The organism is Pseudomonas sp. E45-MNA-CIBAN-0222 (assembly GCF_040310405.1).
Classification (GTDB): domain Bacteria; phylum Pseudomonadota; class Gammaproteobacteria; order Pseudomonadales; family Pseudomonadaceae; genus Stutzerimonas; species Stutzerimonas stutzeri_AC.
Map to the genome: position 1 here is coordinate 106329 of NZ_JBEOPU010000007.1, position 22378 is coordinate 128706.

At 57.7% G+C, this 22378-nt stretch carries 24 protein-coding genes; 16 read left to right on the top strand and 8 right to left on the bottom strand.

Translation table 11 applies throughout. From position 1 onward, the window contains the following. The first annotated feature begins 409 nt into the window (after nucleotides 1-409). From AAEZ08_RS12375 to cysN, 3 genes are all read left to right on the top strand, one after another. On the top strand, nucleotides 410-1168 hold the full coding sequence (locus tag AAEZ08_RS12375; RefSeq protein ID WP_427702810.1) for a Nif3-like dinuclear metal center hexameric protein: 759 nt from the start codon (nucleotides 410-412) through the stop codon (nucleotides 1166-1168). 186 nt (nucleotides 1169-1354) lie between these two features. Then, on the top strand, nucleotides 1355-2272 hold the full coding sequence (gene cysD / locus AAEZ08_RS12380) for a sulfate adenylyltransferase subunit CysD (RefSeq protein WP_049325333.1): 918 nt from the start codon (nucleotides 1355-1357) through the stop codon (nucleotides 2270-2272). 11 nt (nucleotides 2273-2283) lie between these two features. Then, a complete protein-coding gene (gene cysN / locus AAEZ08_RS12385; RefSeq protein WP_500124381.1) occupies nucleotides 2284-4182 on the top strand; it encodes a sulfate adenylyltransferase subunit CysN in 1899 nt (632 codons plus the stop codon). Nucleotides 4183-4399: 217 nt separating this feature from the next. On the opposite strand, the gene AAEZ08_RS12390 is transcribed toward cysN, so the two are convergent. Further along, nucleotides 4400-4954, bottom strand: coding sequence for an REP-associated tyrosine transposase (locus tag AAEZ08_RS12390; protein WP_301631626.1), 555 nt, complete (start codon nucleotides 4952-4954; stop codon nucleotides 4400-4402). A 416-nt stretch (nucleotides 4955-5370) separates the two neighbouring features. Further along, complete coding sequence (locus AAEZ08_RS12395) at nucleotides 5371-5847, bottom strand: pilin (RefSeq protein ID WP_500124382.1); 477 nt, start codon at nucleotides 5845-5847, stop codon at nucleotides 5371-5373. 227 nt (nucleotides 5848-6074) lie between these two features. Between AAEZ08_RS12395 and pilB the strand changes: the two genes are divergently transcribed. The 5 genes from pilB to yacG all read left to right on the top strand — a co-directional run bounded on the left by pilB (nucleotide 6075) and on the right by yacG (nucleotide 10826). Continuing rightward, complete coding sequence (gene pilB, locus AAEZ08_RS12400) at nucleotides 6075-7778, top strand: type IV-A pilus assembly ATPase PilB (RefSeq protein WP_500124383.1); 1704 nt, start codon at nucleotides 6075-6077, stop codon at nucleotides 7776-7778. A gap of 1 nt (nucleotide 7779) precedes the next feature. Continuing rightward, a complete protein-coding gene (locus AAEZ08_RS12405) occupies nucleotides 7780-8997 on the top strand; it encodes a type II secretion system F family protein (RefSeq protein WP_500124385.1) in 1218 nt (405 codons plus the stop codon). A gap of 2 nt (nucleotides 8998-8999) precedes the next feature. Next, entirely contained in the window at nucleotides 9000-9869 is an 870-nt protein-coding gene (locus AAEZ08_RS12410) for a prepilin peptidase (protein WP_500124386.1), read from the top strand. 157 nt (nucleotides 9870-10026) lie between these two features. Then, nucleotides 10027-10635, top strand: a complete 609-nt coding sequence (coaE, locus tag AAEZ08_RS12415) for a dephospho-CoA kinase (protein WP_020306480.1) — start codon at nucleotides 10027-10029, stop codon at nucleotides 10633-10635. Further along, nucleotides 10632-10826: a DNA gyrase inhibitor YacG gene (gene yacG / locus AAEZ08_RS12420; protein WP_102820600.1), complete on the top strand. Its 195-nt coding sequence runs from the start codon at nucleotides 10632-10634 to the stop codon at nucleotides 10824-10826. Before coaE ends, yacG begins: the two co-directional genes overlap by 4 nt. A 30-nt stretch (nucleotides 10827-10856) precedes the next feature. Here the strand turns inward: yacG and AAEZ08_RS12425 are convergent, their stop codons facing one another. Both AAEZ08_RS12425 and AAEZ08_RS12430 read right to left on the bottom strand, forming a co-directional pair. Beyond that, complete coding sequence (locus tag AAEZ08_RS12425; RefSeq protein WP_500124387.1) at nucleotides 10857-11537, bottom strand: energy-coupling factor ABC transporter permease; 681 nt, start codon at nucleotides 11535-11537, stop codon at nucleotides 10857-10859. Between the two features lie 67 nt (nucleotides 11538-11604). After that, nucleotides 11605-12642 carry an NADP(H)-dependent aldo-keto reductase gene (locus AAEZ08_RS12430; RefSeq protein ID WP_500124388.1) on the bottom strand — a complete coding sequence of 346 codons (1038 nt, stop codon included), beginning with the start codon at nucleotides 12640-12642 and terminating at the stop codon, nucleotides 11605-11607. Nucleotides 12643-13080: 438 nt separating this feature from the next. On the opposite strand from AAEZ08_RS12430, the gene rplM reads away from it, so the two are divergent. The 7 genes from rplM to AAEZ08_RS12465 all read left to right on the top strand — a co-directional run bounded on the left by rplM (nucleotide 13081) and on the right by AAEZ08_RS12465 (nucleotide 17878). Beyond that, on the top strand, nucleotides 13081-13509 hold the full coding sequence (gene rplM, locus AAEZ08_RS12435; RefSeq protein ID WP_003281188.1) for a 50S ribosomal protein L13: 429 nt from the start codon (nucleotides 13081-13083) through the stop codon (nucleotides 13507-13509). A 14-nt stretch (nucleotides 13510-13523) separates the two neighbouring features. Next, nucleotides 13524-13916 (top strand): 30S ribosomal protein S9, encoded by a 393-nt coding sequence (gene rpsI / locus AAEZ08_RS12440; protein ID WP_003281187.1) that lies wholly within the window; start codon nucleotides 13524-13526, stop codon nucleotides 13914-13916. A gap of 253 nt (nucleotides 13917-14169) precedes the next feature. Continuing rightward, entirely contained in the window at nucleotides 14170-14763 is a 594-nt protein-coding gene (gene petA, locus AAEZ08_RS12445; RefSeq protein ID WP_003281184.1) for a ubiquinol-cytochrome c reductase iron-sulfur subunit, read from the top strand. Next, nucleotides 14763-15974, top strand: a complete 1212-nt coding sequence (locus AAEZ08_RS12450; RefSeq protein ID WP_003281182.1) for a cytochrome b — start codon at nucleotides 14763-14765, stop codon at nucleotides 15972-15974. Before petA ends, AAEZ08_RS12450 begins: the two co-directional genes overlap by 1 nt. Then, a complete protein-coding gene (locus AAEZ08_RS12455) occupies nucleotides 15974-16753 on the top strand; it encodes a cytochrome c1 (RefSeq protein WP_003281181.1) in 780 nt (259 codons plus the stop codon). The genes AAEZ08_RS12450 and AAEZ08_RS12455 overlap by 1 nt, the downstream gene beginning before the upstream one ends. Nucleotides 16754-16841: 88 nt before the next feature. Further along, the gene (locus AAEZ08_RS12460; RefSeq protein WP_003281180.1) at nucleotides 16842-17459 is read left to right on the top strand and encodes a glutathione S-transferase N-terminal domain-containing protein; all 618 of its coding nucleotides are present in this window, start codon (nucleotides 16842-16844) and stop codon (nucleotides 17457-17459) included. Nucleotides 17460-17473: 14 nt separating this feature from the next. After that, complete coding sequence (locus tag AAEZ08_RS12465; RefSeq protein WP_003281178.1) at nucleotides 17474-17878, top strand: ClpXP protease specificity-enhancing factor; 405 nt, start codon at nucleotides 17474-17476, stop codon at nucleotides 17876-17878. 48 nt (nucleotides 17879-17926) lie between these two features. On the opposite strand, the gene AAEZ08_RS12470 is transcribed toward AAEZ08_RS12465, so the two are convergent. The 4 genes from AAEZ08_RS12470 to AAEZ08_RS12485 all read right to left on the bottom strand — a co-directional run bounded on the left by AAEZ08_RS12470 (nucleotide 17927) and on the right by AAEZ08_RS12485 (nucleotide 21358). Next, the gene (locus tag AAEZ08_RS12470) at nucleotides 17927-18505 is read right to left on the bottom strand and encodes a BON domain-containing protein (RefSeq protein ID WP_003281177.1); all 579 of its coding nucleotides are present in this window, start codon (nucleotides 18503-18505) and stop codon (nucleotides 17927-17929) included. After that, nucleotides 18502-19095 (bottom strand): phosphoheptose isomerase, encoded by a 594-nt coding sequence (locus AAEZ08_RS12475; protein ID WP_036991073.1) that lies wholly within the window; start codon nucleotides 19093-19095, stop codon nucleotides 18502-18504. Before AAEZ08_RS12475 ends, AAEZ08_RS12470 begins: the two co-directional genes overlap by 4 nt. 107 nt (nucleotides 19096-19202) lie before the next feature. Further along, the gene (locus AAEZ08_RS12480) at nucleotides 19203-19565 is read right to left on the bottom strand and encodes a YraN family protein (RefSeq protein WP_003281175.1); all 363 of its coding nucleotides are present in this window, start codon (nucleotides 19563-19565) and stop codon (nucleotides 19203-19205) included. After that, the gene (locus AAEZ08_RS12485; RefSeq protein WP_181066211.1) at nucleotides 19562-21358 is read right to left on the bottom strand and encodes a penicillin-binding protein activator; all 1797 of its coding nucleotides are present in this window, start codon (nucleotides 21356-21358) and stop codon (nucleotides 19562-19564) included. Before AAEZ08_RS12485 ends, AAEZ08_RS12480 begins: the two co-directional genes overlap by 4 nt. A 123-nt stretch (nucleotides 21359-21481) precedes the next feature. On the opposite strand from AAEZ08_RS12485, the gene rsmI reads away from it, so the two are divergent. Continuing rightward, nucleotides 21482-22345: a 16S rRNA (cytidine(1402)-2'-O)-methyltransferase gene (rsmI, locus tag AAEZ08_RS12490; RefSeq protein ID WP_500124389.1), complete on the top strand. Its 864-nt coding sequence runs from the start codon at nucleotides 21482-21484 to the stop codon at nucleotides 22343-22345. Nucleotides 22346-22378: the final 33 nt, after the last annotated feature.

Here is a 22378-nt window from a genome sequence, read left to right on the forward strand (position 1 = left end):
ATCTGCCCAGAGGGCGGAATTCACCCCATGGGTTAGACATTATTTGTAACAATCGAGCCAGGCTGGATTGCTACTTTCTGGTTTCTACACCCCATTGCGGACCCATTTTGGGTGCGAATTGATGCAGATTTATTGCCTCGCTTCGACAAAACGCAGAGCGTCCGAAGCGTAGGATTACCAGGCAAAGCCGGTACATTGACTGCTGTTTTAGGCATCAACCCCTTGATATCAAAGGATTTGGAGCCATGGTGCAGTGAACCAGACCAACCACGACACGTACACACGTGTCGCACAGGTGGCGGCATTATACGAAGCTCTTACTGAAATGCAGCTTCATGCGTGCATGATTTGTCGCGACCGTTAACCGAGAAATTCATCGGGCCGTGTCGCATTGACCAAGAGGTTTCCCATGACTGTTGCGCTCACCACCCTGGTTCAGGAAGCAGATCGTTATCTGGATGCCGCCAGGATCTCCGATTACTGCCCCAACGGCCTGCAAGTGGAGGGACGGCAGCAGGTGGCGCGAATCGTCAGCGGTGTGACGGCCAGCCAGGCGCTGCTGGATGCGGCGGTCGAGGCGCACGCGGATGTAGTGCTGGTGCACCACGGGTACTTCTGGAAGAACGAGGACGCGCGCATCGTCGGCATGAAGCAGCGGCGTCTGAAAACGCTGCTTAGCAACGATATCAGTCTGCTGGCCTACCACCTGCCGCTCGATGTCCATCCAGAGGTTGGTAACAATATTCGGTTGGGGCAGCTGCTGGGGTTAACTGCAGAGGGGCCGCTGGAGCCGGGAAACCCACGCTCGGTGGGTTTGGTGGGGTCGCTGTGCGAGCCTATGTCCCCGCTAGATTTCATGCGTCGGATACACGAGGTGCTTGGCCGAGAGCCGCTGATGGTTGAAGGCAGTAGCCCAATTCAGCGTGTTGCCTGGTGTACTGGTGGTGCGCAGGGCTATATCGAACAGGCAGTGGCGGCCGGGGTGGATGCCTATGTCACAGGCGAGATCTCCGAACCCACAGCGCATATCGCACGTGAGAACGGTCTGAGCTTCTTTGCCGCCGGCCATCACGCGACAGAGCGTTATGGGGTGCGCGCGCTGGGTGAATACCTTGCCAACCGCTTCGGCATCGAGCACCTGTTTATTGATTGCCCGAACCCCGCGTAGAGGTTGCCCTATGAGCGCAGTGGGGCATGCACTCTCCATTTCAGTGGTCCCGCAGCGCGGTGGCGAGTCGATATAAATCTATAGCTTTTAGGTCTAAAACGCCGCCTGATTAGAATTGAAGGTCGTGTTAGAGTTGCGCCCATTCCACGGCCGGCCGGCCGTCCATCTGCCAAATCGTGAGTAGCCATGGTCGACAAACTGACGCATCTGAAACAGCTGGAGGCGGAAAGCATCCATATCATTCGTGAGGTCGCTGCAGAGTTCGGCAACCCGGTGATGCTGTATTCCATCGGCAAAGATTCGGCCGTAATGCTGCACCTGGCGCGCAAGGCCTTCTTCCCTGGCAAGCTGCCGTTCCCGGTGCTGCATGTCGACACGCGCTGGAAGTTCCAGGAGATGTACAGCTTCCGCACCAAGATGGTCGAGGAGATGGGCCTTGAGCTGATCACCCACATCAATCCAGACGGTGTGGCGCAGGACATGAACCCCTTTACGTATGGCAGTGCCAAGCACACCGACGTCATGAAGACCGAGGGGCTCAAGCAGGCGCTGGACAAATACGGCTTCGACGCCGCCTTTGGCGGTGCCCGTCGCGATGAGGAAAAATCTCGCGCGAAGGAGCGTGTCTACTCCTTCCGCGACAGCAAGCACCGCTGGGACCCGAAGAACCAGCGTCCCGAACTCTGGAATCTCTACAACGGCAAGGTCAAGAAGGGTGAGTCGATCCGTGTCTTCCCGCTCTCCAACTGGACCGAGTTAGACATCTGGCAATACATCTACCTCGAGCAGATCCCGATCGTGCCGCTGTACTTCGCTGCCGAGCGGGAAGTCATCGAGAAAAACGGCACGCTGATCATGATCGATGACGATCGCATTCTTGAGCACCTCTCCGACGAGGAAAAAGCGCGTATCGAAAAACGCATGGTCCGCTTCCGTACCCTCGGCTGCTACCCGCTGACCGGTGCCGTGGAGTCAACCGCAACCAGCCTGCCGGAGATTATTCAGGAGATGCTCCTGACCCGTACTTCCGAGCGTCAGGGGCGCGTCATCGATCATGACGCAACCGGTTCGATGGAAGAAAAGAAACGCCAGGGTTACTTCTAAGGAAACGCATCATGAGTCATCAATCCGAACTGATCAGCGAGGACATCCTCGCGTACCTGGCGCAACACGAGCGCAAGGAACTCCTGCGTTTCCTGACCTGCGGCAACGTCGATGACGGTAAAAGCACGCTCATCGGCCGCCTGCTGCATGATTCGAAGATGATCTACGAGGACCATCTCGAAGCGATTACCCGCGATTCCAAGAAGGTCGGTACCACTGGCGAAGACGTCGATCTGGCGCTGCTGGTCGATGGACTGCAGGCCGAGCGCGAGCAGGGCATCACTATTGACGTTGCCTACCGCTATTTCTCCACCGCCAAGCGCAAGTTCATCATTGCCGACACCCCTGGCCATGAGCAGTACACGCGCAACATGGCGACCGGCGCTTCCACCTGCGACCTCGCGATCATCCTGGTAGATGCCCGCTACGGGGTGCAGACCCAGACCAAGCGCCACAGCTTCATCACCTCATTGCTGGGCATCAAGCATATCGTCGTCGCCATCAACAAGATGGACCTGATGAACTTCGATCAGGATGTGTTCGAGAAGATTAAGGCCGACTACCTTGCTTTCGCCGATCGTATCGAGCTCAAGCCCTCGTCCCTGCACTTCGTGCCTATGTCGGCGCTCAAGGGCGACAACGTGGTCAATCGCAGCGAACGTGCGCCATGGTATGAGGGGCAGTCGCTGATGGAGATTCTCGAGAGTGTCGAGATCGCTGGCGACCGCAACTTCGACGACCTGCGCTTCCCGGTGCAATACGTCAATCGCCCGAACCTGAACTTCCGCGGTTTCGCCGGCACCCTGGCGAGCGGCATCGTGCGCAAGGGCGACGAGATCGCCGTGCTGCCGTCCGGCAAAATCAGTCGGGTGAAGTCCATTGTCACCTTCGATGGTGAGCTGGAGCAGGCGACCCCGGGTGAGGCCGTCACCCTGACGCTCGAAGACGAGATCGACGTATCTCGCGGCGACATGCTGGTGCATGCCGATAGCCGTCCGCGCATCGCCGACAGCTTCGAGGCGATGCTGGTGTGGATGGGCGAAGAGCCGATGCTGCCGGGTAAGAAGTACGACATCAAGCGCGCCACCAGCTACGTGCCAGGCTCCATCGCCAGCATTACCCATAAAGTGGATGTGAACACGCTGGAGAAGGGCGCTGCGAGCAGTCTGCAGCTCAACGAGATCGGTAAGGTCAAGGTCAGCCTGGATGCGCCGATCGCCCTGGACGGCTACGCGCAGAACCGCACCACCGGTGCCTTCATCGTCATCGATCGCCTTACCAATGGCACCGTCGGCGCCGGCATGATCATCGCCGACCCGGTTGCCCAGGGTTCCGGTGGTCATCATGGCGCGCTGGCGCATGTGTCTACCGAAGAACGCGCAACTCGCTTCGGCCAGCAGCCGGCTACCGTGCTGTTCACCGGCCTTTCCGGTGCCGGCAAGAGCACCTTGGCCTATTCAGTGGAGCGCAAGTTGTTCGACATGGGCCGCGCAGTTTACGTGCTCGATGGTCAAAACCTTCGCCACGACCTGAACAAAGGCCTACCGCAAGACCGCGCCGGCCGTACTGAGAACTGGCGCCGCGCCGCCCACGTCGCTCGGCAGTTCAATGAAGCTGGCCTGATCACCTTGGCCGCGTTTGTTGCACCAGACGCCGAAGGCCGCGAGCAAGCCAAGGCGTTGATCGGTACTGACCGGATGCTGACGGTCTACGTGCAGGCGTCGCCGCAATCGTGCCAGCAGCGTGACCCGCAAGGCTTGTACGCAGCTGCGGACGATAATATCCCCGGTGAATCCTTCCCTTACGATGTGCCCGGGAATGCTGATCTGGTGATCGATACCGAGTCGTTGAGCGTGGAAGAGAGTGCCAAGCAGGTCATCGACCTGTTGCGGAAGCGCGGCGTTATTTAACGCGACCGTATGACAAGAAGTGCCCTGCTTATGCAGGGCGTTTTCGTTTGAACACAGTCAGCAGGAGGCACCGGTGATCCGCGGTGCCCAGCCAACGTAGGTTGGATTAGCCGAAGGCGTAATCCGACGTTCAAGTGGGTGGGACCGGTTGCGGTGTTCGGGCGAGGGATACAGCCGATTCGCGGTAACTGACGGAAGCGCCTCTGGCGATTCCATCCTACGAAAAGCGATCTGCGATGCTGCGCTCGTTTCCCGGCACCAGAAGCTTCGGGTCGCCCGCCCAGTCGGCGGGGTACAGTCCCGCACGAACGTCACGATGAAAGCTCGAATAGGGCCAATCCCTTACGCGCCGAACCAGGCCATGCTTGAGCGGGTTGACGTATACGTAGTCAACGTGTCGTCTGAAGTCGTCTTCATTACGGATGAGATGCTCCCAGTAACGGCGCTGCCAGATACCGCGCTCGCCCCTCTGCACGCGCACTGCTGACCGATATTCGTCAGGAGGCAATGCGCGGGAGAAGAAAGTTTTGATCAACCGCCAGCGCAGAGGATAGGCCGCGTCATCCGGCGGCAGAGTCCAGACACAATGCATATGCTCGGGCAGCACCACCCAGGCATCAATGGTGAATGGATGGAGCCGATGCACGCGGCGGACTGAAGCCCGTAGCAGGTCGATATGCCGCACCAGCAGATCGTTGCCGCGGCGCTCCAACAGATTCACAGTGAAAAACCAGCTCGCCCCTGGCGCGAGGGCGCGACGATAGTTAGGCATCCATGCCTCTCCGACATTTACGGACCCGAAGTGTAGGCTGGATCAGTTACCGGCGATGTGTTCCGATCCGCGGTAAACGACGGAAGCGCCTTCGGCGATTCCATCCTACGAAAATCGATCCGCAGTATCGCCATACCACGATGCGGTACCAAGCCGGCGCAGGTTGGGATAGCCGAAGGCGTATTCCGACGATCGAGATGGTCGGAGCGATTTCGGTGTGTGGGAGACGTGGCCCATCTGCGGGAAACGATGGAAGCGCCTCTGGCGATACCATCCTACGAAACTGCAAACGGCAAAACGCCCCGCACGAAGGCGAGGCGTTTAGTTTGCAATGGCGGCACAGGAAGCTCGCGATAAATGATGGGTTATGCGTCGCTAATCCATCTTGCGAATTGATCCGCCTTGCCGCGTTAAGATCAAGGTTTGCACGCGTTTGGCAGATATTTCGCATCAATATCTGTTCCGGCGCCAGTGAGCGTACCGATAGTGGTGTTCCCGCACGCCCAAGTACTACCGCCGTCAGCTGTAGTAAATGTCAGCTTCTTTTTATCTGCTTTTCCAGTAGTCATGGTGACAGTGATAGTGCCAGCCGGGTAATCGCCAGTAATCGTGTCGGTAACAATGCTGTATTTACCAGTCAAGGTTGCGTTGAGTTGGCCTGCTGTCGGGGTGGCTGTCGGTGCAATAAGCTTAGTCGGCCATGCGTTTTTGTCTGCACCGTACTCAGCCAGCGGAGACTTCAAGCCGCCGCCCAGAGAAACGGCCTCTGTCACCTGCCCACGCGTGATGTAGTCTTGATAAGCAGGGATCGCCACCGCAGCCAAAATACCGATAATCGCAACAACGATCATCAGTTCGATTAGAGTAAAACCTTTTTGCATCTGAGCTTTCATGTGTTTCTCCTTGAAATGTCCAGGCAGTTGAGCCTGCTCTCCCCAATGCAGCGGGCGTGCCAACTTTTTGATGCCACGAATTACGCGGCTCCGCAAAGCAATGTGAACCATGCACGCTGCCTGGATTCGCGCCCTTCTGACAAAAATCGTCACCTCTCGCGACGCCGTTTGGCACCCTTCGTTATCTGCGATATAAGGCGTGGCATTAATACGGGAGAACCACGCCCATGACGGACAATATCGCCCTATCCGGCCTCGCCAAGCAGATGGTGTTGACCGGCCTGCTCGACGACAAGACGGCGCAGCAAGCGCAACAGCAGGCAGCACGTAACAAGCTGTCGTTGGTGAGCTATGTCGTTCAGAACAAGTTGGCCAAAGGCCGTGCGGTAGCGGAGCTCGCTTCTGACCAGTTCGGCGTGGCCTTGCTGGACCTCGCTGCGCTTGACAAGGAGTCGCTGCCTAAAGAGTTGGTCAGTGAGAAGTTGGCGCGACAGCACCGCGTCCTGCCGCTCTCCAAGCGCGGGACAAAGCTTTACATTGCTATTTCAGACCCGGCCAATCATCAGTCAATCACCGATATACAGTTCAGTACTGGGCTGTCGATCGAATCGATCCTAGTCGAGGACGACAAGCTTGGCGATGCCATAGATAAGCTGTACGACAGCGGCACGACTGGCCTAGATGACCTAGGTGACGTCGATCTAGATGGCGTAGATGTCGAGACGGTCAGCGATGATGGCAAAACTGAGGACGGCGGCGAGGCGGCGGATGATGCCCCCGTAGTTCGCTTCGTCAACAAGATGCTGCTAGATGCCATTCGTGGAGGCTCATCTGACCTGCACTTCGAGCCTTACGAACGAACCTTCCGCGTTCGACTCCGTACGGACGGCATTCTTCACGAAGTTGCGAGGCCGCCTATTCAGCTGGCACCGCGCATTTCCGCACGTCTTAAAGTCATGGCTGGGTTGGACATATCCGAGCGGCGCAAACCGCAGGACGGCCGTATCAAGATGAAGCTGTCCAAGAGCAAGGCCATCGATTTTCGCGTCAATACACTGCCCACGCTGTGGGGTGAGAAAATCGTGATGCGTATTCTCGATCCGTCCAGCGCTCAGATGGGGATCGATGCACTGGGCTATGAAGAAAGCCAGAAAGAGCTGTACATGAATGCCCTTAAGCAGCCGCAGGGTATGATTCTGGTAACCGGCCCTACGGGATCGGGCAAGACGGTATCCCTTTACACCGGTCTCAATATTCTCAACACGGTGGATGTGAACATCTCGACCGCCGAAGACCCTGTGGAGATCAATCTGGAGGGTATCAACCAGGTCAACGTCAACCCGAAGCAGGGTATGGATTTCTCCCAGGCGCTACGCGCGTTTCTGCGTCAGGACCCGGACATCATCATGGTGGGTGAGATTCGCGACCTGGAAACAGCCGAAATCGCGATCAAGGCGGCCCAGACAGGCCATATGGTGATGTCGACGCTGCACACCAACAGCGCCGCTGAAACCCTGACCCGTCTTCGCAATATGGGCGTGGCCGCATTCAATATTGCGACCTCGGTCAACCTGATCATTGCGCAGCGACTGGCACGCAAGCTTTGCAACAGTTGCAAAAAAGAAGTGGAGTTGCCTCGCGAGGCCCTGCTGGAAGAAGGTTTCCCCGCGGAGAAGATTGGAACCTTCAAAATCTACGGTCCGGTTGGTTGTGATAATTGCAAGGGCGGTTACAAAGGCCGTGTCGGTATTTATGAAGTGGTTAAAAACACGCCAGCCCTTGCCAGGATTATCATGGAAGACGGCAATTCCATCGACATTTCCACCCAGATGCGTAAAGACGGCTTCAACGATCTGCGTACTTCGGCTCTTGTTAAAGCCATGCAGGGCGTGACCAGCCTGGAAGAAGTGAATCGGGTGACCAAGGACTAACATGGCGCAGAAAGCGATAAAGACCAGTGTGTTCACCTGGGAAGGGACGAACAGGCAGGGCGCAAAGATCAAAGGCGAGCTGAGCGGCGTCAGCCCTGCGCTGGTAAAGGCCCAGCTTCGTAAGCAGGGCGTCAATCCGCAGAAGGTGCGCAAGAAGTCGGTGTCGCTGTTCAGCGCCGGCAAAAAGATCAAGCCGATGGACATCGCCCTGTTTACGCGGCAGATGGCGACCATGATGAAAGCCGGCGTTCCGCTGCTCCAGTCGTTCGACATCATCGGCGAGGGCTTCGACAACCCGAACATGCGCAAGCTGGTGGACGACCTGAAGCAGGATGTCGCGGCAGGTAACAGTTTCGCCAGCGCGCTGCGCAAGCAGCCCAAATACTTTGATGACCTGTATTGCAACCTGGTCGATTCCGGTGAGCAATCTGGTTCGCTGGAAACCCTGCTGGATCGTGTCGCGACCTATAAGGAAAAAACCGAGGCACTGAAGGCCAAGATCAAAAAAGCGATGAATTACCCCATCGCGGTCGTTCTGGTTGCGATCATCGTGTCGGCGATTTTGCTGATCAAGGTGGTCCCGCAGTTTCAGGATGTATTTGCCAACTTCGGTGCAGAGCTTCCAGCGTTCACTTTGTTTGTGATTGGCATATCCGAAGCGCTACAGGCGTGGTGGCATTTGGTGCTGCTTGCCATGGTTGGCGCTGCCTTTGCTTTCAAAACTGCTCACGGCAAGTCCGAGCGCTTTCGTAACTCGTTTGACCGATTCCTGCTCAAGATGCCGATTGTGGGGGATATCCTCTATAAATCTGCCGTTGCACGTTTCGCCCGTACCTTGGCTACTACCTTTGCTGCAGGCGTGCCGTTGGTGGACGCGTTGGATTCGGTGGCGGGCGCGACAGGCAACGTGGTTTTCCGTAATGCCACGATGAAGGTCAAGAGTGATGTCTCCAGCGGTATGCAGTTGAATTTCTCCATGCGCACGACCGGCACTTTTCCGAGCATGGCGATCCAGATGACCGCCATTGGCGAGGAGTCGGGTTCGCTGGATGAAATGCTTGCCAAGGTCGCGACCTTCTATGAAGACGAAGTGGACAACATGGTCGATGGACTGACGGCTTTGATGGAGCCGATGATCATGGCGGTTCTGGGTGTTCTGGTGGGTGGCTTGATCATCGCGATGTACTTGCCGATCTTCCAGCTTGGGGCTGTCGTCTAAAAATGGATGTGGTGACTTTTCTGGTCAGCAACACGCTGGCCTTTGTTTTATGCGCGCTTGTGTTGGGCCTTCTGCTTGGCAGCTTTCTCAACGTCGTGATTTACCGCCTGCCGATCATGATGCAGCGCGATTGGCGTAGGCAGGCGCGTGAGTATCTGGAGTACCCACCGGAGCCGGCCGGCGAGCGCTTCAACCTGCTGTTGCCGAACTCACGCTGTCCTCACTGTGATCATAAGATTCGCTCTTGGGAGAACATTCCTTTAGTCAGCTGGTTGGCCCTGCGCGGCAAGTGCTCGGCTTGCCGGGCTCCGATCAGCTGTCGTTATCCGCTGGTGGAGCTGGCTTGCGGGCTGTTGTCCGGGTATGTCGCCTGGCATTTCGGGTTCTCCTGGCAGGCCGGGGCGATGTTGTTGCTGACGTGGGGCTTGTTGGCGATGAGCATGATCGATGTCGATCACCAGCTGTTGCCCGATGTGTTGGTGCTGCCGCTGTTGTGGCTTGGTCTCATCCTGAACAACTTCGGCTTTTTCGTATCGCTTGAAAGTGCACTGTGGGGCGCCGTAGCCGGATACCTGAGTCTCTGGTCGGTTTACTGGCTGTTCAAGTTGGTCACCGGCAAGGAGGGCATGGGCTACGGTGACTTCAAGCTGCTTGCGATGCTTGGGGCGTGGGGAGGGTGGCAGGTGCTGCCGTTGACCATCCTGTTGTCATCGGTGGGTGGCGCTGTGCTCGGTAGCATCCTCTTGCGGATGCAGAAGGCAGAAAGCAATACGCCAATTCCTTTCGGCCCTTACCTTGCTATCGCCGGCTGGATTGCATTGCTTTGGGGTGACTGGATTACCGAAAGCTACCTGCAGTTCGTGCGCTTCTAATCGATTACTGACCGGCTGAGTCAGCTTCTTGCCGGCGGAACTATGATGAGCTTCATGGTGTTACCGTCCTGCGGCGCCTGTGCCGCAGGCTTGCACTTCGCTTGCTGAGTGGTTACTACTGCGCGTCCTGTTTCTTGGCTAGGGGTGTGGCTGACGGATGAAACCCTGGGTTCTTGGATTGACTGGTGGTATCGGTAGCGGCAAAACCGCTGTGGCGGATCGGTTCGCCAGCCTGGGTGTGCATGTAGTCGATGCCGATCAGGCGGCGCGCTGGGTGGTCGAGCCTGGGCGGCCAGCGCTACTGCAGATCGTTGAGCGCTTTGGCAAAGATGTCCTGCTGCAGAGTGGTGAGCTGAACCGTGCCGAGCTGCGTCAGCGGATATTTGTCGACCCGGCTGAGCGGCAGTGGCTGGAAAAGCTCCTGCATCCCTTGATTCGTGCCGAGGTCGCTCAGCAACTCGCGCTTGCCGATTCTTCTTATGCAATCATGGTGTCACCGCTGCTTATCGAGTCTGGGCAGTATCGTCAGGTTGGTCGCGTATTGGTCGTGGACGTACCGGAGTCGCTCCAGATCGCACGCACGACGGCTCGTGATCAGGCCAGCGAGGAGCAGGTGCGCGCCATTCTCAGCGCTCAGGTTCAGCGTGAAGAGCGCTTAAAGCATGCCGATGATGTGCTTGTGAACGATCGTGACCTGTCATGGCTTGGAGTGGAGGTCGAGCGTTTGCACCGTTTTTATCTGACATTGCGAGGAGGCCAGGAATGACCGCAACAGTTGAGTGCCCCACCTGTGGGGCGCCAGTAGAGTGGGGGGCGCAGAGTCCGAATCGGCCATTTTGCTCCGAACGCTGCAAGCTCATTGATCTCGGCGCTTGGGCTGCCGAAGCACATGCCATTCCAGGTAACGAGCTGGAGGATGATGTGTTTTCGGGCGATATGCCCCCGCGTGAGCACTAGGCTCTTTTCGGGCTTCGCGTTTCCTTTTTGTTACTTCTCTTCTTTCCAAGGCGCTTGCAAGTAACGGCTATGGTTGAAACTTTCCATCCAGTCAGGATAGAAGACGACCAGCGCCGTAATGGCTGTGCCATTGATAAATGCCTCGGGAAACATTACCAGCCAGATGTATCCGGCAAAGTCGTCTAGCCAGGGCGGCATTGGGTAGCGCCCGTCAAATAGCAGCACACCTAGCGACGCCAGGATGCATGTCAGTGCTGCGAGGGCCGCTGGGAAGAATCCTGCGAAAAAAATAAACACGAACAGGTTGCGCGGCTGGGCGCGCTCGACTTGGCGTGCGCAGACGATGGTGACCAGTACCGGAAGCAGAACAAGCAGAACGCCATTCATGCCTAAGGCCGCCAGATGTTGGTGGCCGGTCAATGTCAGGCCGAGTTGTGCGACCAGTGCTGCAATGATGGCGAGGGGCCAGTCAAGCAGCAGGGTGATGGCTGTCAGTCCAATAAAGTGGAAAGAGAGACCTGAGTCGAAGTCCCGACGTACCAGCCAGAGCAGGAATATGGATAGCATTGCGCCGAACAGGAGGTGCTGTCGGCGTGTATCACTGAACAATTCCACCCACGGTGCTCGCCATGCCGCCCAGAGCAAGGCGGTCGAATAAATCAGCCAGCCGAGCAGAAGGCTGGAGGGAGAGAGTAGATGAGCGGCTATCATCTCGTGACTCCTTTGCGGTGGTCGTGCTGGGTCATTTTCTGCTGAATATTCTCGACTGTTGGATCTCTCAGGGCGCAGGGTTCGGCTGTCTCGTGTGGATCGCTTCGATCTCCTTCAACACTTCGCCCGACAGTTCTAACTCGATGCTGGAAATGTTTGATTCAAGCTGCTCGAGCGTCGTGGCACCAATGATGTTGCTGGTAACGAAGGGTTGTGCTGTGACGTAAGCGAGGGCCATCTGGGCCGGACTCAGGCCATGTTCGCGAGCTAGAGCGACGTATCGGGAGCAGGCTGCCCGTGCCTGAGGATTGTTATAGCGTGCGAAACGTTGAAAAAGCGTAAGGCGTGCATTGGCCGGTCGTGCCCCGTTCTCGTACTTTCCAGTCAGCATGCCGAATGCAAGTGGCGAGTAAGCAAGCAGTCCGCATTGTTCGCGTATGGAGATCTCGGCCAGGCCGACTTCGAAGCTTCGGTTGAGTAAGTTGTATGGGTTCTGTATCGACACGGCGCGTGGCCAGCCACGGGAGTCGGCCAGCTGCAGATACTTCATTGTGCCCCAGGGTGTTTCGTTTGAAAGGCCGATATGGCGAATCCTGCCGGCTTTAATTTCCTCGTCTAGCACCTCCAGGGTTTCTTCAAGCTCTGTGAAATCGCCCTCCTGATGCTGGTAGCCCAGTTGTCCGAAGAAGTTCGTGCTGCGTTCAGGCCAGTGCAGCTGATAGAGGTCGACCCAGTCCGTCTGAAGCCGGCGGAGGCTGTCGTCCAGCGCAGCGCGAATGTGTTTGCGGTTGAATTTAAGATGGCCATCGCGGATGTGGGTGATGCCATTGCCGGGCCCGGCGATCTTGGTCGCTAAAATCCATTTGGCCCGATCGCCGCGAGCCTTGAGATAGCTGCCAATGCAGTGCTCGGTGGCTGCGTAGGTTTCCGGGCGCGGAGGGACCGGATACATTTCGGCCGTATCGATAAAATTGATCCCGGCCGCTTTCGCGCGGTCGAGCTGGGTGAATGCTTGGGCTTCGGTGTTCTGTTCGCCCCATGTCATCGTGCCTAAACAGAGTGCGCTGACGTTCAGGTCGGTGCGGCCTAGTTGGCGATATTGCATGGGGGTACCTCGTGCAGTAGGGCGAATCGGAGAGCGGGTAGGTTATCGAAGATGGGGCGGCTCGTGAGCATGAGAGTGACTGCGTGCATTGAAGTGCCACGTGTGTTCGATTGATGCGTTGGACCGAGCTTCGAGGCTTAAGGGTGCGATAAATTTTCCCTGGGGCGTCCGCCTAGATAAGTGCGTGGAAGTAGTAAATGTCGGTTGCTATTTTTCTGGTAATCAGGATAATTCCGCAGCCTGTCGCCGGGGATGCCTAGCCCGTCGACGCAAGTCAAAGGTAGGGGATGCCAAGCCTGCCGAATCATTGCCGTAGCGGACGCGCTGACCCGAGCCCCCGATAGCGTCTGTTTCCGGCTGCCCTGGTCTTGCCAGGGCGAGCACCATTCAGTAAGATTCGCCGTCTTATTTTCAGGGCGGCCCCTGAGGCTATAACGAATGAAGACATTTACTGCTAAACCGGAAACCGTCAAGCGCGACTGGTTCGTCGTCGACGCTGCCGGCCAGACCCTGGGTCGTCTGGCAACCGAAATCGCTAGCCGCCTGCGTGGCAAGCACAAGCCGGAATACACCCCTCACGTAGATACCGGCGATTACATCGTTGTGATCAATGCTGAGCAAGTGCGTGTTACTGGTGCCAAGACCACTGACAAGATGTACTACTCTCACTCCGGTTTCCCGGGTGGCATCAAGTCCATCAACTTCGAGAAGTTGATTGCCAAGGCGCCCGAGCGTGTGATCGAGACCGCGGTCAAAGGCATGCTGCCGAAGAACCCGCTGGGTCGCGACATGTATCGTAAGCTGAAGGTTTACAAGGGTGCTAGCCATCCTCATACCGCTCAGCAGCCCCAAGAACTGAAGATTTAACGGAATAGTTCATTATGTCGGCGACTCAAAATTACGGCACTGGCCGTCGCAAGACTGCAACCGCGCGCGTTTTTCTGCGCCCGGGCACTGGCAAGATCTCCATCAACAACCGCGAGCTGGACAACTTCTTCGGCCGCGAAACTGCCCGCATGGTAGTTCGCCAGCCTCTGGAGCTGACTGAGACTGTCGAGAAGTTCGACATCTACGTCACTGTTCTGGGTGGTGGTGTAAGTGGTCAAGCTGGTGCAATTCGTCACGGTATTACTCGCGCCCTGATTTCGTACGACGAGACGCTGCGTAGCTCGCTGCGTAAGGCTGGCTTCGTTACTCGTGATGCTCGCGAAGTTGAACGCAAGAAGGTCGGTCTGCGCAAAGCGCGTAAGCGTCCGCAGTACTCCAAGCGCTAATTCGCGCTTTCAAAAGAAACGCCCAGTTTCGTTCGGAGCTGGGCGTTTTTTTTTCTGCTCGTTTTGTGTTGGTGCGACAGTGTGTCGCGCGTCGCTAGGCCAGGTTGTCTGGGGGGAGAGGCTTTGTGACTGGCTATTACCTTGTCAGAAGAAGGTCTTTTCTTTACCATTTGGCGAATTTTTCGCGGCTCAATTTTACGTAGTACATGCCTGTTTTAAAGCAGGCCATAAGAAGCTGATGGGAGACGACTGAATGAGCAATGACGGCGTGAATGCAGGCCGGCGTCGCTTCCTTGTGGCCGCCACTTCGGTGGTGGGCGCTGCAGGAGCGGTGGGTGCCGCGGTCCCGTTCGTGGGATCGTGGTTCCCGAGTGCCAAGGCCAAGGCTGCCGGGGCGCCGGTGAGGGTGAATATCGGCAAGATCGAGCCGGGGCAGCAAATGGTCGCCGAATGGCGCGGCCAGCCGGTATTTATCGTGCGTCGGACCGAAGAGATTCTCGGAAGCTTGGAGAAGGTTGCCGGTCAGGTAGCCGATCCAGAATCCAAAGACTCTGATCAGCCCGCTTATGTCGATCCAAAGAATCGGGCGATCAAGCCTGAGTTGCTAGTCGTGGTTGGTCTGTGCACCCACCTCGGTTGTGCGCCGTCTTTCCGGCCTGAGGTGGCTGCAGCTGACTTGGGGGCTGACTGGATGGGCGGGTATTTCTGCCCATGCCATGGCTCCAAATACGATATGGCCGGTCGCGTCTACAAATCGCAGCCAGCTCCCTTGAACCTGCCGGTGCCCCCGCACTCGTACGAGACCGATAATGTGATCATCATCGGTGTGGACCAGGAGAACGCCTGATGAGCAAGTTCATGGAATGGGTCGATGCCCGCTTCCCCGCGACCAAGATGTGGGAAGACCATCTCTCGAAGTACTACGCCCCTAAGAACTTCAACTTCCTGTATTTCTTTGGCTCGCTGGCGCTGCTGGTGCTGGTCAATCAGATCCTTACCGGCATCTGGCTGACCATGAGCTTCGAGCCTTCGGCTGAGGGCGCCTTTGCCTCCGTTGAATACATCATGCGTGATGTGGAATACGGCTGGATCATCCGCTATCTGCACTCCACTGGCGCATCCGCGTTCTTCGTGGTCGTCTACCTGCATATGTTCCGCGGAATTCTCTACGGCTCGTATCAGAAGCCTCGCGAGCTGGTGTGGATCTTCGGCATGATGATCTATCTGGCGCTCATGGCTGAAGCCTTCATGGGCTACCTGCTGCCATGGGGGCAGATGTCGTACTGGGGTGCCCAGGTGATCATTTCGCTGTTCGGTGCCATTCCGGTCATCGGCGCTGATCTGACCCAGTGGATCCGTGGTGACTACCTCATCTCCGGTATCACGCTGAACCGCTTCTTCGCTCTGCACGTAATCGCGCTGCCGATCGTCATTCTCGGTCTGGTAGTGCTGCACATCCTGGCGCTGCATGAGGTTGGCTCGAACAATCCGATGGGCGTGGATATCAAGAAGACCAAGGATGAAGCCGGTGTGCCGCTCGATGGCATTCCTTTCCATCCGTACTACACGGTGAAAGATATCGTCGGTGTGGTGGTCTTCCTGTTTGTCTTCTGCGCGGTCGTTTTCTTCTTCCCGGAGATGGGTGGTTATTTCCTCGAGAAGCCGAACTTCGAAGCGGCCAACGCGTTTAAGACGCCTGAGCATATCGCGCCAGTTTGGTACTTCACCCCTTACTACGCGATTCTGCGCGCGGTGCCTGACAAGCTTCTTGGTGTCATCGCCATGGGTGCGGCCATCGCTGTGCTGTTCGTTCTGCCTTGGTTGGACCGCAGCCCGGTCAAGTCCATGCGCTATAAGGGTTGGATGAGCAAGATCGCGCTGTTGGCGTTCTGCATCTCCTTCATCATTCTCGGTGTATTGGGCGTACTGGCTCCCACGCCTGAGCGCACTCTGGTGTCGCGCATCTGTACGGCTATCTACTTCGGATACTTCATCCTGATGCCGTTCTATACCAAGCTCGAGAAGACCAAAGTGGTACCGCAAAGGGTGGATGGCTGATGAAAAAGCAATTTGCTGCATTGATTCTTGCAATTGTGCCGGTCTTTTCCTTCGCGGCCGGCCCAGCAGTTCAGTTGGACAAGGTTGACATTGATTTGACCGATAAGGCCGCCATGCAGGACGGTCTGAAGACATTCGCCAACTACTGCATGGGCTGTCACAGTGCCCAATATCAGCGCTACGAGCGGGTCGCCACTGATCTGGGTATTTCGGAAGAAGTGATGATGGACAACATTGTCTTTTCCGATGCCAAGTTTGGTGATCACATGAAAATCGGCATGCAGGCCGACGAAGCGAAAGTTTGGTTCGGCGCTGCGCCTCCAGACTTGACGCTGGTTGCGCGTGTTCGTGGTAACGACTGGCTGTACTCGTACATGCGTAGCTTCTATGAGGATCCAGCGCGACCCTACGGCGTTAACAACACCGTGTTCCCGAACGTTGGCATGCCGCATGTACTTGCTCCTTTGCAAGGGCGTAGAGTCGTCGGTTGCAAGCAGGTCCAGGTGGTTGAGAACGGCCGCAAGCAGTTCGATCCCTTGACTGGCACGCCAATCACGGAAGAAGCGTGCGACCAGATGGTTGTCGAGCCGGGCACCGGAGAGCTTTCCGAGGCTGAGTACGATGAGAAGATCAAGAATCTGGTGACCTTCCTGGCCTACTCGGCCAATCCGGTCAAACTGCAGAGTCAGCGCATTGGTACCTATGTGCTGCTTTTCCTGGCTGTGTTCTTCGTGTTCGCCTACCTACTCAAACGTGAGTACTGGAAAGACGTTCACTAAGCCGTTCGTTGCTACTGCTGTACCCTGCGCGCGCCCAATGGGCGCGCGCGTTTTTTCTGCTTCCAGATAAATGAGTGAGGAAGGACCTATGGCTGCAACCAATCGGTTGGGCTGCTATTCCGATCCCGCCGACCACTATTCCCATCGTGTTCGTTTCGTGCTCGCAGAGAAGGGCGTTAGCGTCGACATCCTTGATGTCGAGGCAGGGCAGTGCCCGGTGAAGTTGGCGGAGGTTAACCCCTATGGCAGCTTGCCGACTTTGGTGGATCGGGATCTGGCGCTGTATGAGCCGGGAGTGATTCTGGAGTATCTGGAAGAGCGTTATCCGCATCCGCCGCTATTGCCGGTCTATCCCGTGGCGCGGGCCAATACGCGGCTACTGGTGCATCGTATTCAGCGTGACTGGTGTTCTCTGGTTGATCGCATTCTCGATCAACGTACCAGCGAGCCACAGCGTACGCAGGCCCGTAAGGAGCTTCGCGAAAGCCTGACGGGCGTTTCCCCGATATTCACCGAGAAGGCTTATTTCATGAGCGACGAGATCAGTCTGGTCGACTGCTGTCTGTTGCCTATCCTATGGCGTTTGCCCAAACTCGGTATCGAGCTGCCCCGAGCAGCCAAGCCACTGCTTGATTACATGGAGCGCAATTTCGCCCGCGAGGCCTTCCAGGCCAGTCTTTCCGCCGTCGAGCGCCGCATGCGCTGAGAGAGGATGTCGTCATGAACTCAAGTCGCCCGTATCTAGTGAGAGCGCTCTACGAGTGGATCGTTGACAACGAGTGCACGCCGCATCTGCTGGTCAACGTCGATTATCCGGGTGTGCAAGTGCCTGCCGGTTTCGCCAGCGATGGTCAGATCGTGCTCAACGTCGCGCCAAGCGCTGTGCGCCATTTGCACATGGACAACGAAGCGATCAGCTTTGAGGGGCGTTTTGGTGGTGTTGCTCACTCGCTTAATGTGCCGTCCGCGGCGGTTATGGCGATCTATGCCAGAGAGAATGGGCAGGGCATGGTTTTCGAAATCGAGCCTAGCCCACCGGACGATGACGCGCCGAGTGATAACGGTGGGGCTGGTGATGAGGGGCCGCGACCAGGCGGGCGCCCGAGTCTGAAGGTGGTGAAGTAAGCGGGTGCTAGATGCGGGAGCTCAGAAACTCTGAGCTCCGCTGATGACTTAGTCGATGTATTCGAAGAGCTTCACGATTCGCTGTACGCCCGAGACTCCCTGGACGAGGTTGGTGGCGCGATTGCCTTCCTGGCGGGTGACCAGGCCCAACAAATAAACGATACCGTTTTCGGTGATGATCTTGATGCGTGAGCCGGGCACGTTGTTGTCTGCCAGCATTTGGGTCTTGATCTTGGTGGTCAGCCAGGAGTCGTTGCTGCGCGCCAGCGCAGATGAAGGCTGCAGGATCTGTAGCTCGTTATGTACCCGCTTGACCCGCTGCACGCTGCTCGCGGCCTTTTCCGCCATTTCCTTGAGCTCTGCGCGTGGGGTTTGGCCTGCGAGGAGGACGACGCCGTTGTAGCTTGCTACAACAATGTGCGAGGCCTTATCGAGGTCGGGGTGGGCCTTGGCGATGTTGACGGCGGCTTTGGTTTCGATCAGTGAGTCGTCGATCTTGCTGCCAATGGTGCGGGTGCCGCGGTTGTCGGCAATTGGATCGTCGCGAGTGGCAGTCAGTACCGAGCTGCAGCCGCTGACGGCCAGGCAAAGTCCGAGGGTGATCACAGGTAGGCGAAACACGTTCATTCCTCACTTCCGAACAATTGGTTGTCGATCAGATCGCACAAGCAGTGGATGGCCAGCAGGTGGACTTCCTGAATTCGCGCTGTGACCTTGGCCGGTACGCGGATCTCTACGTCTTCCGGCAACAGCAGCGATGCCATTCCGCCGCCATCTCGACCGGTCAGCGCAACGACGAGCATTTCCCGATCATGCGCTGCCTGGATGGCTTGAATGACGTTGGCGGAATTACCGCTGGTGGAAATGGCCAGCAATATGTCGCCTGGCTGGCCCAGTGCGCGAATCTGCTTGGAGAACACTTCGTTGTAGCTGTAATCGTTAGCGATCGAGGTGATGGTTGAGCTGTCGGTGGTTAGCGCGATTGCCGGAAGGCTGGGGCGCTCGCGTTCGAAACGATTGAGCAACTCTGACGAGAAGTGCTGGGCATCGCCGGCTGAGCCGCCGTTCCCGCAGGTGAGAATTTTGCCTTCACTCAGCAGGGCGTTGACCATTGCTTGACCGGCTTGCTCAATGCTGGGAGCCAGCACTTCCATGGCCTGCTGTTTAGTTTCGATGCTGGCCTGGAAAAGCTGGCGGATACGGGTTTGCATGTCCATCGGTGGTTGACCTTCAAGGTGATGGGCGCGTCCGGGTGTCGATCGGGCAATGCGCTTACGGTTCGCTGGGCTGGGTGGCATAGCGCAGCAATCGCGCTATGGATCGTTCAGCTATCAAATGCGTTGCGGATCCAGTTCAGGTCCTGGGTATGGCCGGCTGCGGCGATGGCGATTACATCGAAGCGGCAAGGATGTTTAGCCCAGCGGCTTTCCTTCTGCAGGAAGAACTGGGCTGCCTTTATCAGCTTCTGCTGCTTGCGCGTGTCGACGCTCTCCAGCGCGCCGCCCCAGGCAGCGTGGCGCCTGTAGCGGACTTCGACGAATACTACTGTATCGCCATCTAGCATGACCAGATCGAGCTCGCCGCTGCGACAGGACCAGTTGCGTTCGAGCAGGCGCAATCCTTTGTCGCGTAGATGGTCCAGGGCGAGCATTTCAGCAGAGCGTCCACTGCTCTGGCTTTCGCTCATTGCTGGGCGTCTTCCAGTCGTTCCACCATGCCATCGCGGAACTGAGCCCACGGCAGCTCACGCTGGATGCGCTGCTCGGCGCTCAGGCTCAGGGTGCCGGAAAGTCCTTCCAGTCGTGTGTCCGGCAGTGCGAGTAACTGGTTCAGGCGCGGGGCTAGAAGGTAAGCATCAGCCCCCATGGCGTAGAGGCGCCCCAGGCTTCCACCGGCCTGCGGCCACTTCTGTTCTACCTCCCGGCGCAGTGGCAGCTGGTCATCCAGCAGCCAGGGGGTTTCGGCAAAGCGGATGCCTTCGAGGTCCAGGTACTGCGTGCGGTTGTGGCTGGCGGCATGCAGGTGCGAAGTTGCATATACCGGCAGGTCACCTGCGTACTGGAATATCAGCGTGGGTCTGACTTGCTGAGCTTGCTGCGGAGTTGCGGCCAGGAAGATGAAGTCAACGTCCTGGCGGCGAGATGGCTGGCTGGCTGCGGATGCGCTAGTGGTACTGCCTGCGCGGCTTCCGCTATTTCGCAGCTGTAACAGGTCGGCGATCTGATTGGCTAGCTTCACTGGCTCGGCCAGCGGCTCGGCTGCGACCAGAGTGCCGCCGGCCTCTTGCCAGCTCTGGCGAAATGCATCGAGGATTCGGGCGCCCCATTCCCCGCGCGGCGCAAGGGCGATGGCGCGGCGGTGACCGTCTGCCCAGGCGCGGCGTGCAACTTCGCGGGCTTCATCCTCTGCAGCCAGTCCAAATTGGAACAGCTGAGGTGGAGTGTTTTGTCCTGCGTCACTGTAGTTGAGGGCGAGGGTGGTAATCGGCAGCTGGTCGCGTTCGCCGAGTTGCCGAACCAGATCCTTCTCTAGCGGGCCGATTACCAGCTGCACGCCATCTGTCTGGGCCTGTCGATAGAAGTCATCGATGGAGCTCATGCGGGTGCTGTCGTACAGTTCGATGCGTAGCGCTTGGCCAGCCTGTTGCGCTTGCAGATGAGCGGCCAGGAAGCCATCACGCAAGGCGCGGGCGACGCTCGCCAGCTGGCCGTCCATCGGTAGCAGCAGGCCGACATGGGTCAGCGGTTGGTCGGCCAGTTCGCGTAGCTTCTGTAGCGATTCCGGCAGCTGCAGCGCAGCTGGATGCTGAGGATTCTGGGCGATCCAGTCGTCCATGGCACGCTGTTGCTGGGCGACGGTGCCCGCCCGCTTCAATGACAGGGCAAGCGCCTGCCAGCCGGCCAGATCGGTGTCCGTGGCGCCTTGTAGTTGTTTTTCGGGGAGGGCGGAAATCAGCTTCCAGATCGCTTCGTGGTTCGTCTTGGCTTGTTCGCCACTCAGCAGTGGAGCGGTGAAAACGCGTTCGCGCGCTGCGGCAAGAGGTTTGTTAGTGGCTTCCAGTGCGGCAGCGCGAGCGAGCTGGCTACGGATTTGCTGTGCCACCGGAAGTTCGCCGAGACGTTCGAATGCAGGGTGCTGAAATGCCTGTTCAGCCTTCTCTGGCTCCCCGTTAGCCAGTGCGATCTCGCCTTGCAGGGTCAGTGCAAAGATTTGCTGCGCCGGCATCAATCCATCCAGGGGAACTTGCCGCAGAATGTTCTGCGCCTGCGCGGTGTTGCCCTGCTGCATGCTCTGATCTGCTGCCGCGAGGCGCAGCTGAGCAGCTTGTTCTGGGTCGCTCTGGCTGGCTTTTTCCAGGAGCTGTTGAGTGGTTGCTTGCGGGGTGCGAGGAAGCTCGCCCAAGGTGGAGGATGGGGAGCTGGCGCAAGCTGCAAGCATGGCAGCGAGGCAGAGTAGTAGGAGAGGACGTAGGCAGGCCATTGTTTGATCGTTCCTGAAAGCACTGGCGAGTGTTTGCGGATTGTACCCAAGCACTGAAGTGGCCGCGATGTTGCGACGGTGAATCGGGCTACAATGCGCATTTCCGTAACAGAGGTAAGCCCTGTGACTGCCAGCGCTGGTGCGAATTCCGGAGTGGGTACGCTTTATGTCGTCGCCACACCTATCGGCAATCTGGAAGACATCAGTGCTCGTGCCCTGCGCGTGCTTGGTGATGTAGCGCTTATTGCCGCGGAGGATACCCGGCATTCGTCTCGCCTAATGGCGCACTTTGGCATCCATACTCCTTTGGCCGCGTGCCATGAGCACAATGAGCGTGACGAGGGCAGTCGATTCATCGGCCGATTGCAGGCGGGGGATGATGTTGCACTGATTTCTGATGCCGGCACACCGCTGATCTCCGACCCGGGCTACCACCTCGTGCGTCAGGCTCGCGCTGCGGGGATTGCGGTCGTGCCGGTTCCGGGCGCCTGCGCGTTGATTGCGGCACTATCCGCTGCCGGCTTGCCGTCGGATCGTTTCATTTTCGAGGGTTTTCTGCCCGCAAAGACTGCTGCTCGGTGCATGCGCCTTGAGGCGCTGAAGGAAGAGCCTCGCACCCTTATTTTTTATGAGGCGCCGCATCGAATACTCGAGTCTCTGTGTGACTTCGAGGCGATATTCGGTGGGGCGCGTGTCGCTGTGCTTGGCCGGGAGTTGACCAAAACCTTTGAAACGCTGAAAGGCTTGCCCTTGGCCGAGCTGAGAGCTTGGGTCGAGGCAGACAGCAACCAGCAGCGGGGCGAGTGCGTACTGCTTGTAGAGGGTTGGCAGGCTCCGCCGGGTGAAAGTGCGGTGAGTGCGGAGGCGTTGCGGGTGCTTGATTTGTTGCTAGCTGAAATGCCGCTTAAACGAGCAGCTGCCATCGCAGCTGATATCACGGGTGTGCGTAAGAATCTGTTGTATCAGGCAGCGCTGGAGCGCAAATAGCAGGACCCATTGCGCGTGCGCTAGGGAGGTGCG

What these genes read in the sequence shown, in the direction of transcription:
- AAEZ08_RS12375 (WP_427702810.1), top strand. Translation starts at nt 410, where the DNA reads ATGACTGTTGCGCTCACCACCCTGGTTCAGGAAGCAGATCGTTATCTG.
- cysD (WP_049325333.1), top strand. Translation starts at nt 1,355, where the DNA reads ATGGTCGACAAACTGACGCATCTGAAACAGCTGGAGGCGGAAAGCATC.
- cysN (WP_500124381.1), top strand. Translation starts at nt 2,284, where the DNA reads ATGAGTCATCAATCCGAACTGATCAGCGAGGACATCCTCGCGTACCTG.
- AAEZ08_RS12390 (WP_301631626.1), bottom strand. Translation starts at nt 4,954, where the DNA reads ATGCCTAACTATCGTCGCGCCCTCGCGCCAGGGGCGAGCTGGTTTTTC.
- AAEZ08_RS12395 (WP_500124382.1), bottom strand. Translation starts at nt 5,847, where the DNA reads ATGAAAGCTCAGATGCAAAAAGGTTTTACTCTAATCGAACTGATGATC.
- pilB (WP_500124383.1), top strand. Translation starts at nt 6,075, where the DNA reads ATGACGGACAATATCGCCCTATCCGGCCTCGCCAAGCAGATGGTGTTG.
- AAEZ08_RS12405 (WP_500124385.1), top strand. Translation starts at nt 7,780, where the DNA reads ATGGCGCAGAAAGCGATAAAGACCAGTGTGTTCACCTGGGAAGGGACG.
- AAEZ08_RS12410 (WP_500124386.1), top strand. Translation starts at nt 9,000, where the DNA reads ATGGATGTGGTGACTTTTCTGGTCAGCAACACGCTGGCCTTTGTTTTA.
- coaE (WP_020306480.1), top strand. Translation starts at nt 10,027, where the DNA reads ATGAAACCCTGGGTTCTTGGATTGACTGGTGGTATCGGTAGCGGCAAA.
- yacG (WP_102820600.1), top strand. Translation starts at nt 10,632, where the DNA reads ATGACCGCAACAGTTGAGTGCCCCACCTGTGGGGCGCCAGTAGAGTGG.
- AAEZ08_RS12425 (WP_500124387.1), bottom strand. Translation starts at nt 11,537, where the DNA reads ATGATAGCCGCTCATCTACTCTCTCCCTCCAGCCTTCTGCTCGGCTGG.
- AAEZ08_RS12430 (WP_500124388.1), bottom strand. Translation starts at nt 12,642, where the DNA reads ATGCAATATCGCCAACTAGGCCGCACCGACCTGAACGTCAGCGCACTC.
- rplM (WP_003281188.1), top strand. Translation starts at nt 13,081, where the DNA reads ATGAAGACATTTACTGCTAAACCGGAAACCGTCAAGCGCGACTGGTTC.
- rpsI (WP_003281187.1), top strand. Translation starts at nt 13,524, where the DNA reads ATGTCGGCGACTCAAAATTACGGCACTGGCCGTCGCAAGACTGCAACC.
- petA (WP_003281184.1), top strand. Translation starts at nt 14,170, where the DNA reads ATGAGCAATGACGGCGTGAATGCAGGCCGGCGTCGCTTCCTTGTGGCC.
- AAEZ08_RS12450 (WP_003281182.1), top strand. Translation starts at nt 14,763, where the DNA reads ATGAGCAAGTTCATGGAATGGGTCGATGCCCGCTTCCCCGCGACCAAG.
- AAEZ08_RS12455 (WP_003281181.1), top strand. Translation starts at nt 15,974, where the DNA reads ATGAAAAAGCAATTTGCTGCATTGATTCTTGCAATTGTGCCGGTCTTT.
- AAEZ08_RS12460 (WP_003281180.1), top strand. Translation starts at nt 16,842, where the DNA reads ATGGCTGCAACCAATCGGTTGGGCTGCTATTCCGATCCCGCCGACCAC.
- AAEZ08_RS12465 (WP_003281178.1), top strand. Translation starts at nt 17,474, where the DNA reads ATGAACTCAAGTCGCCCGTATCTAGTGAGAGCGCTCTACGAGTGGATC.
- AAEZ08_RS12470 (WP_003281177.1), bottom strand. Translation starts at nt 18,505, where the DNA reads ATGAACGTGTTTCGCCTACCTGTGATCACCCTCGGACTTTGCCTGGCC.
- AAEZ08_RS12475 (WP_036991073.1), bottom strand. Translation starts at nt 19,095, where the DNA reads ATGGACATGCAAACCCGTATCCGCCAGCTTTTCCAGGCCAGCATCGAA.
- AAEZ08_RS12480 (WP_003281175.1), bottom strand. Translation starts at nt 19,565, where the DNA reads ATGAGCGAAAGCCAGAGCAGTGGACGCTCTGCTGAAATGCTCGCCCTG.
- AAEZ08_RS12485 (WP_181066211.1), bottom strand. Translation starts at nt 21,358, where the DNA reads ATGGCCTGCCTACGTCCTCTCCTACTACTCTGCCTCGCTGCCATGCTT.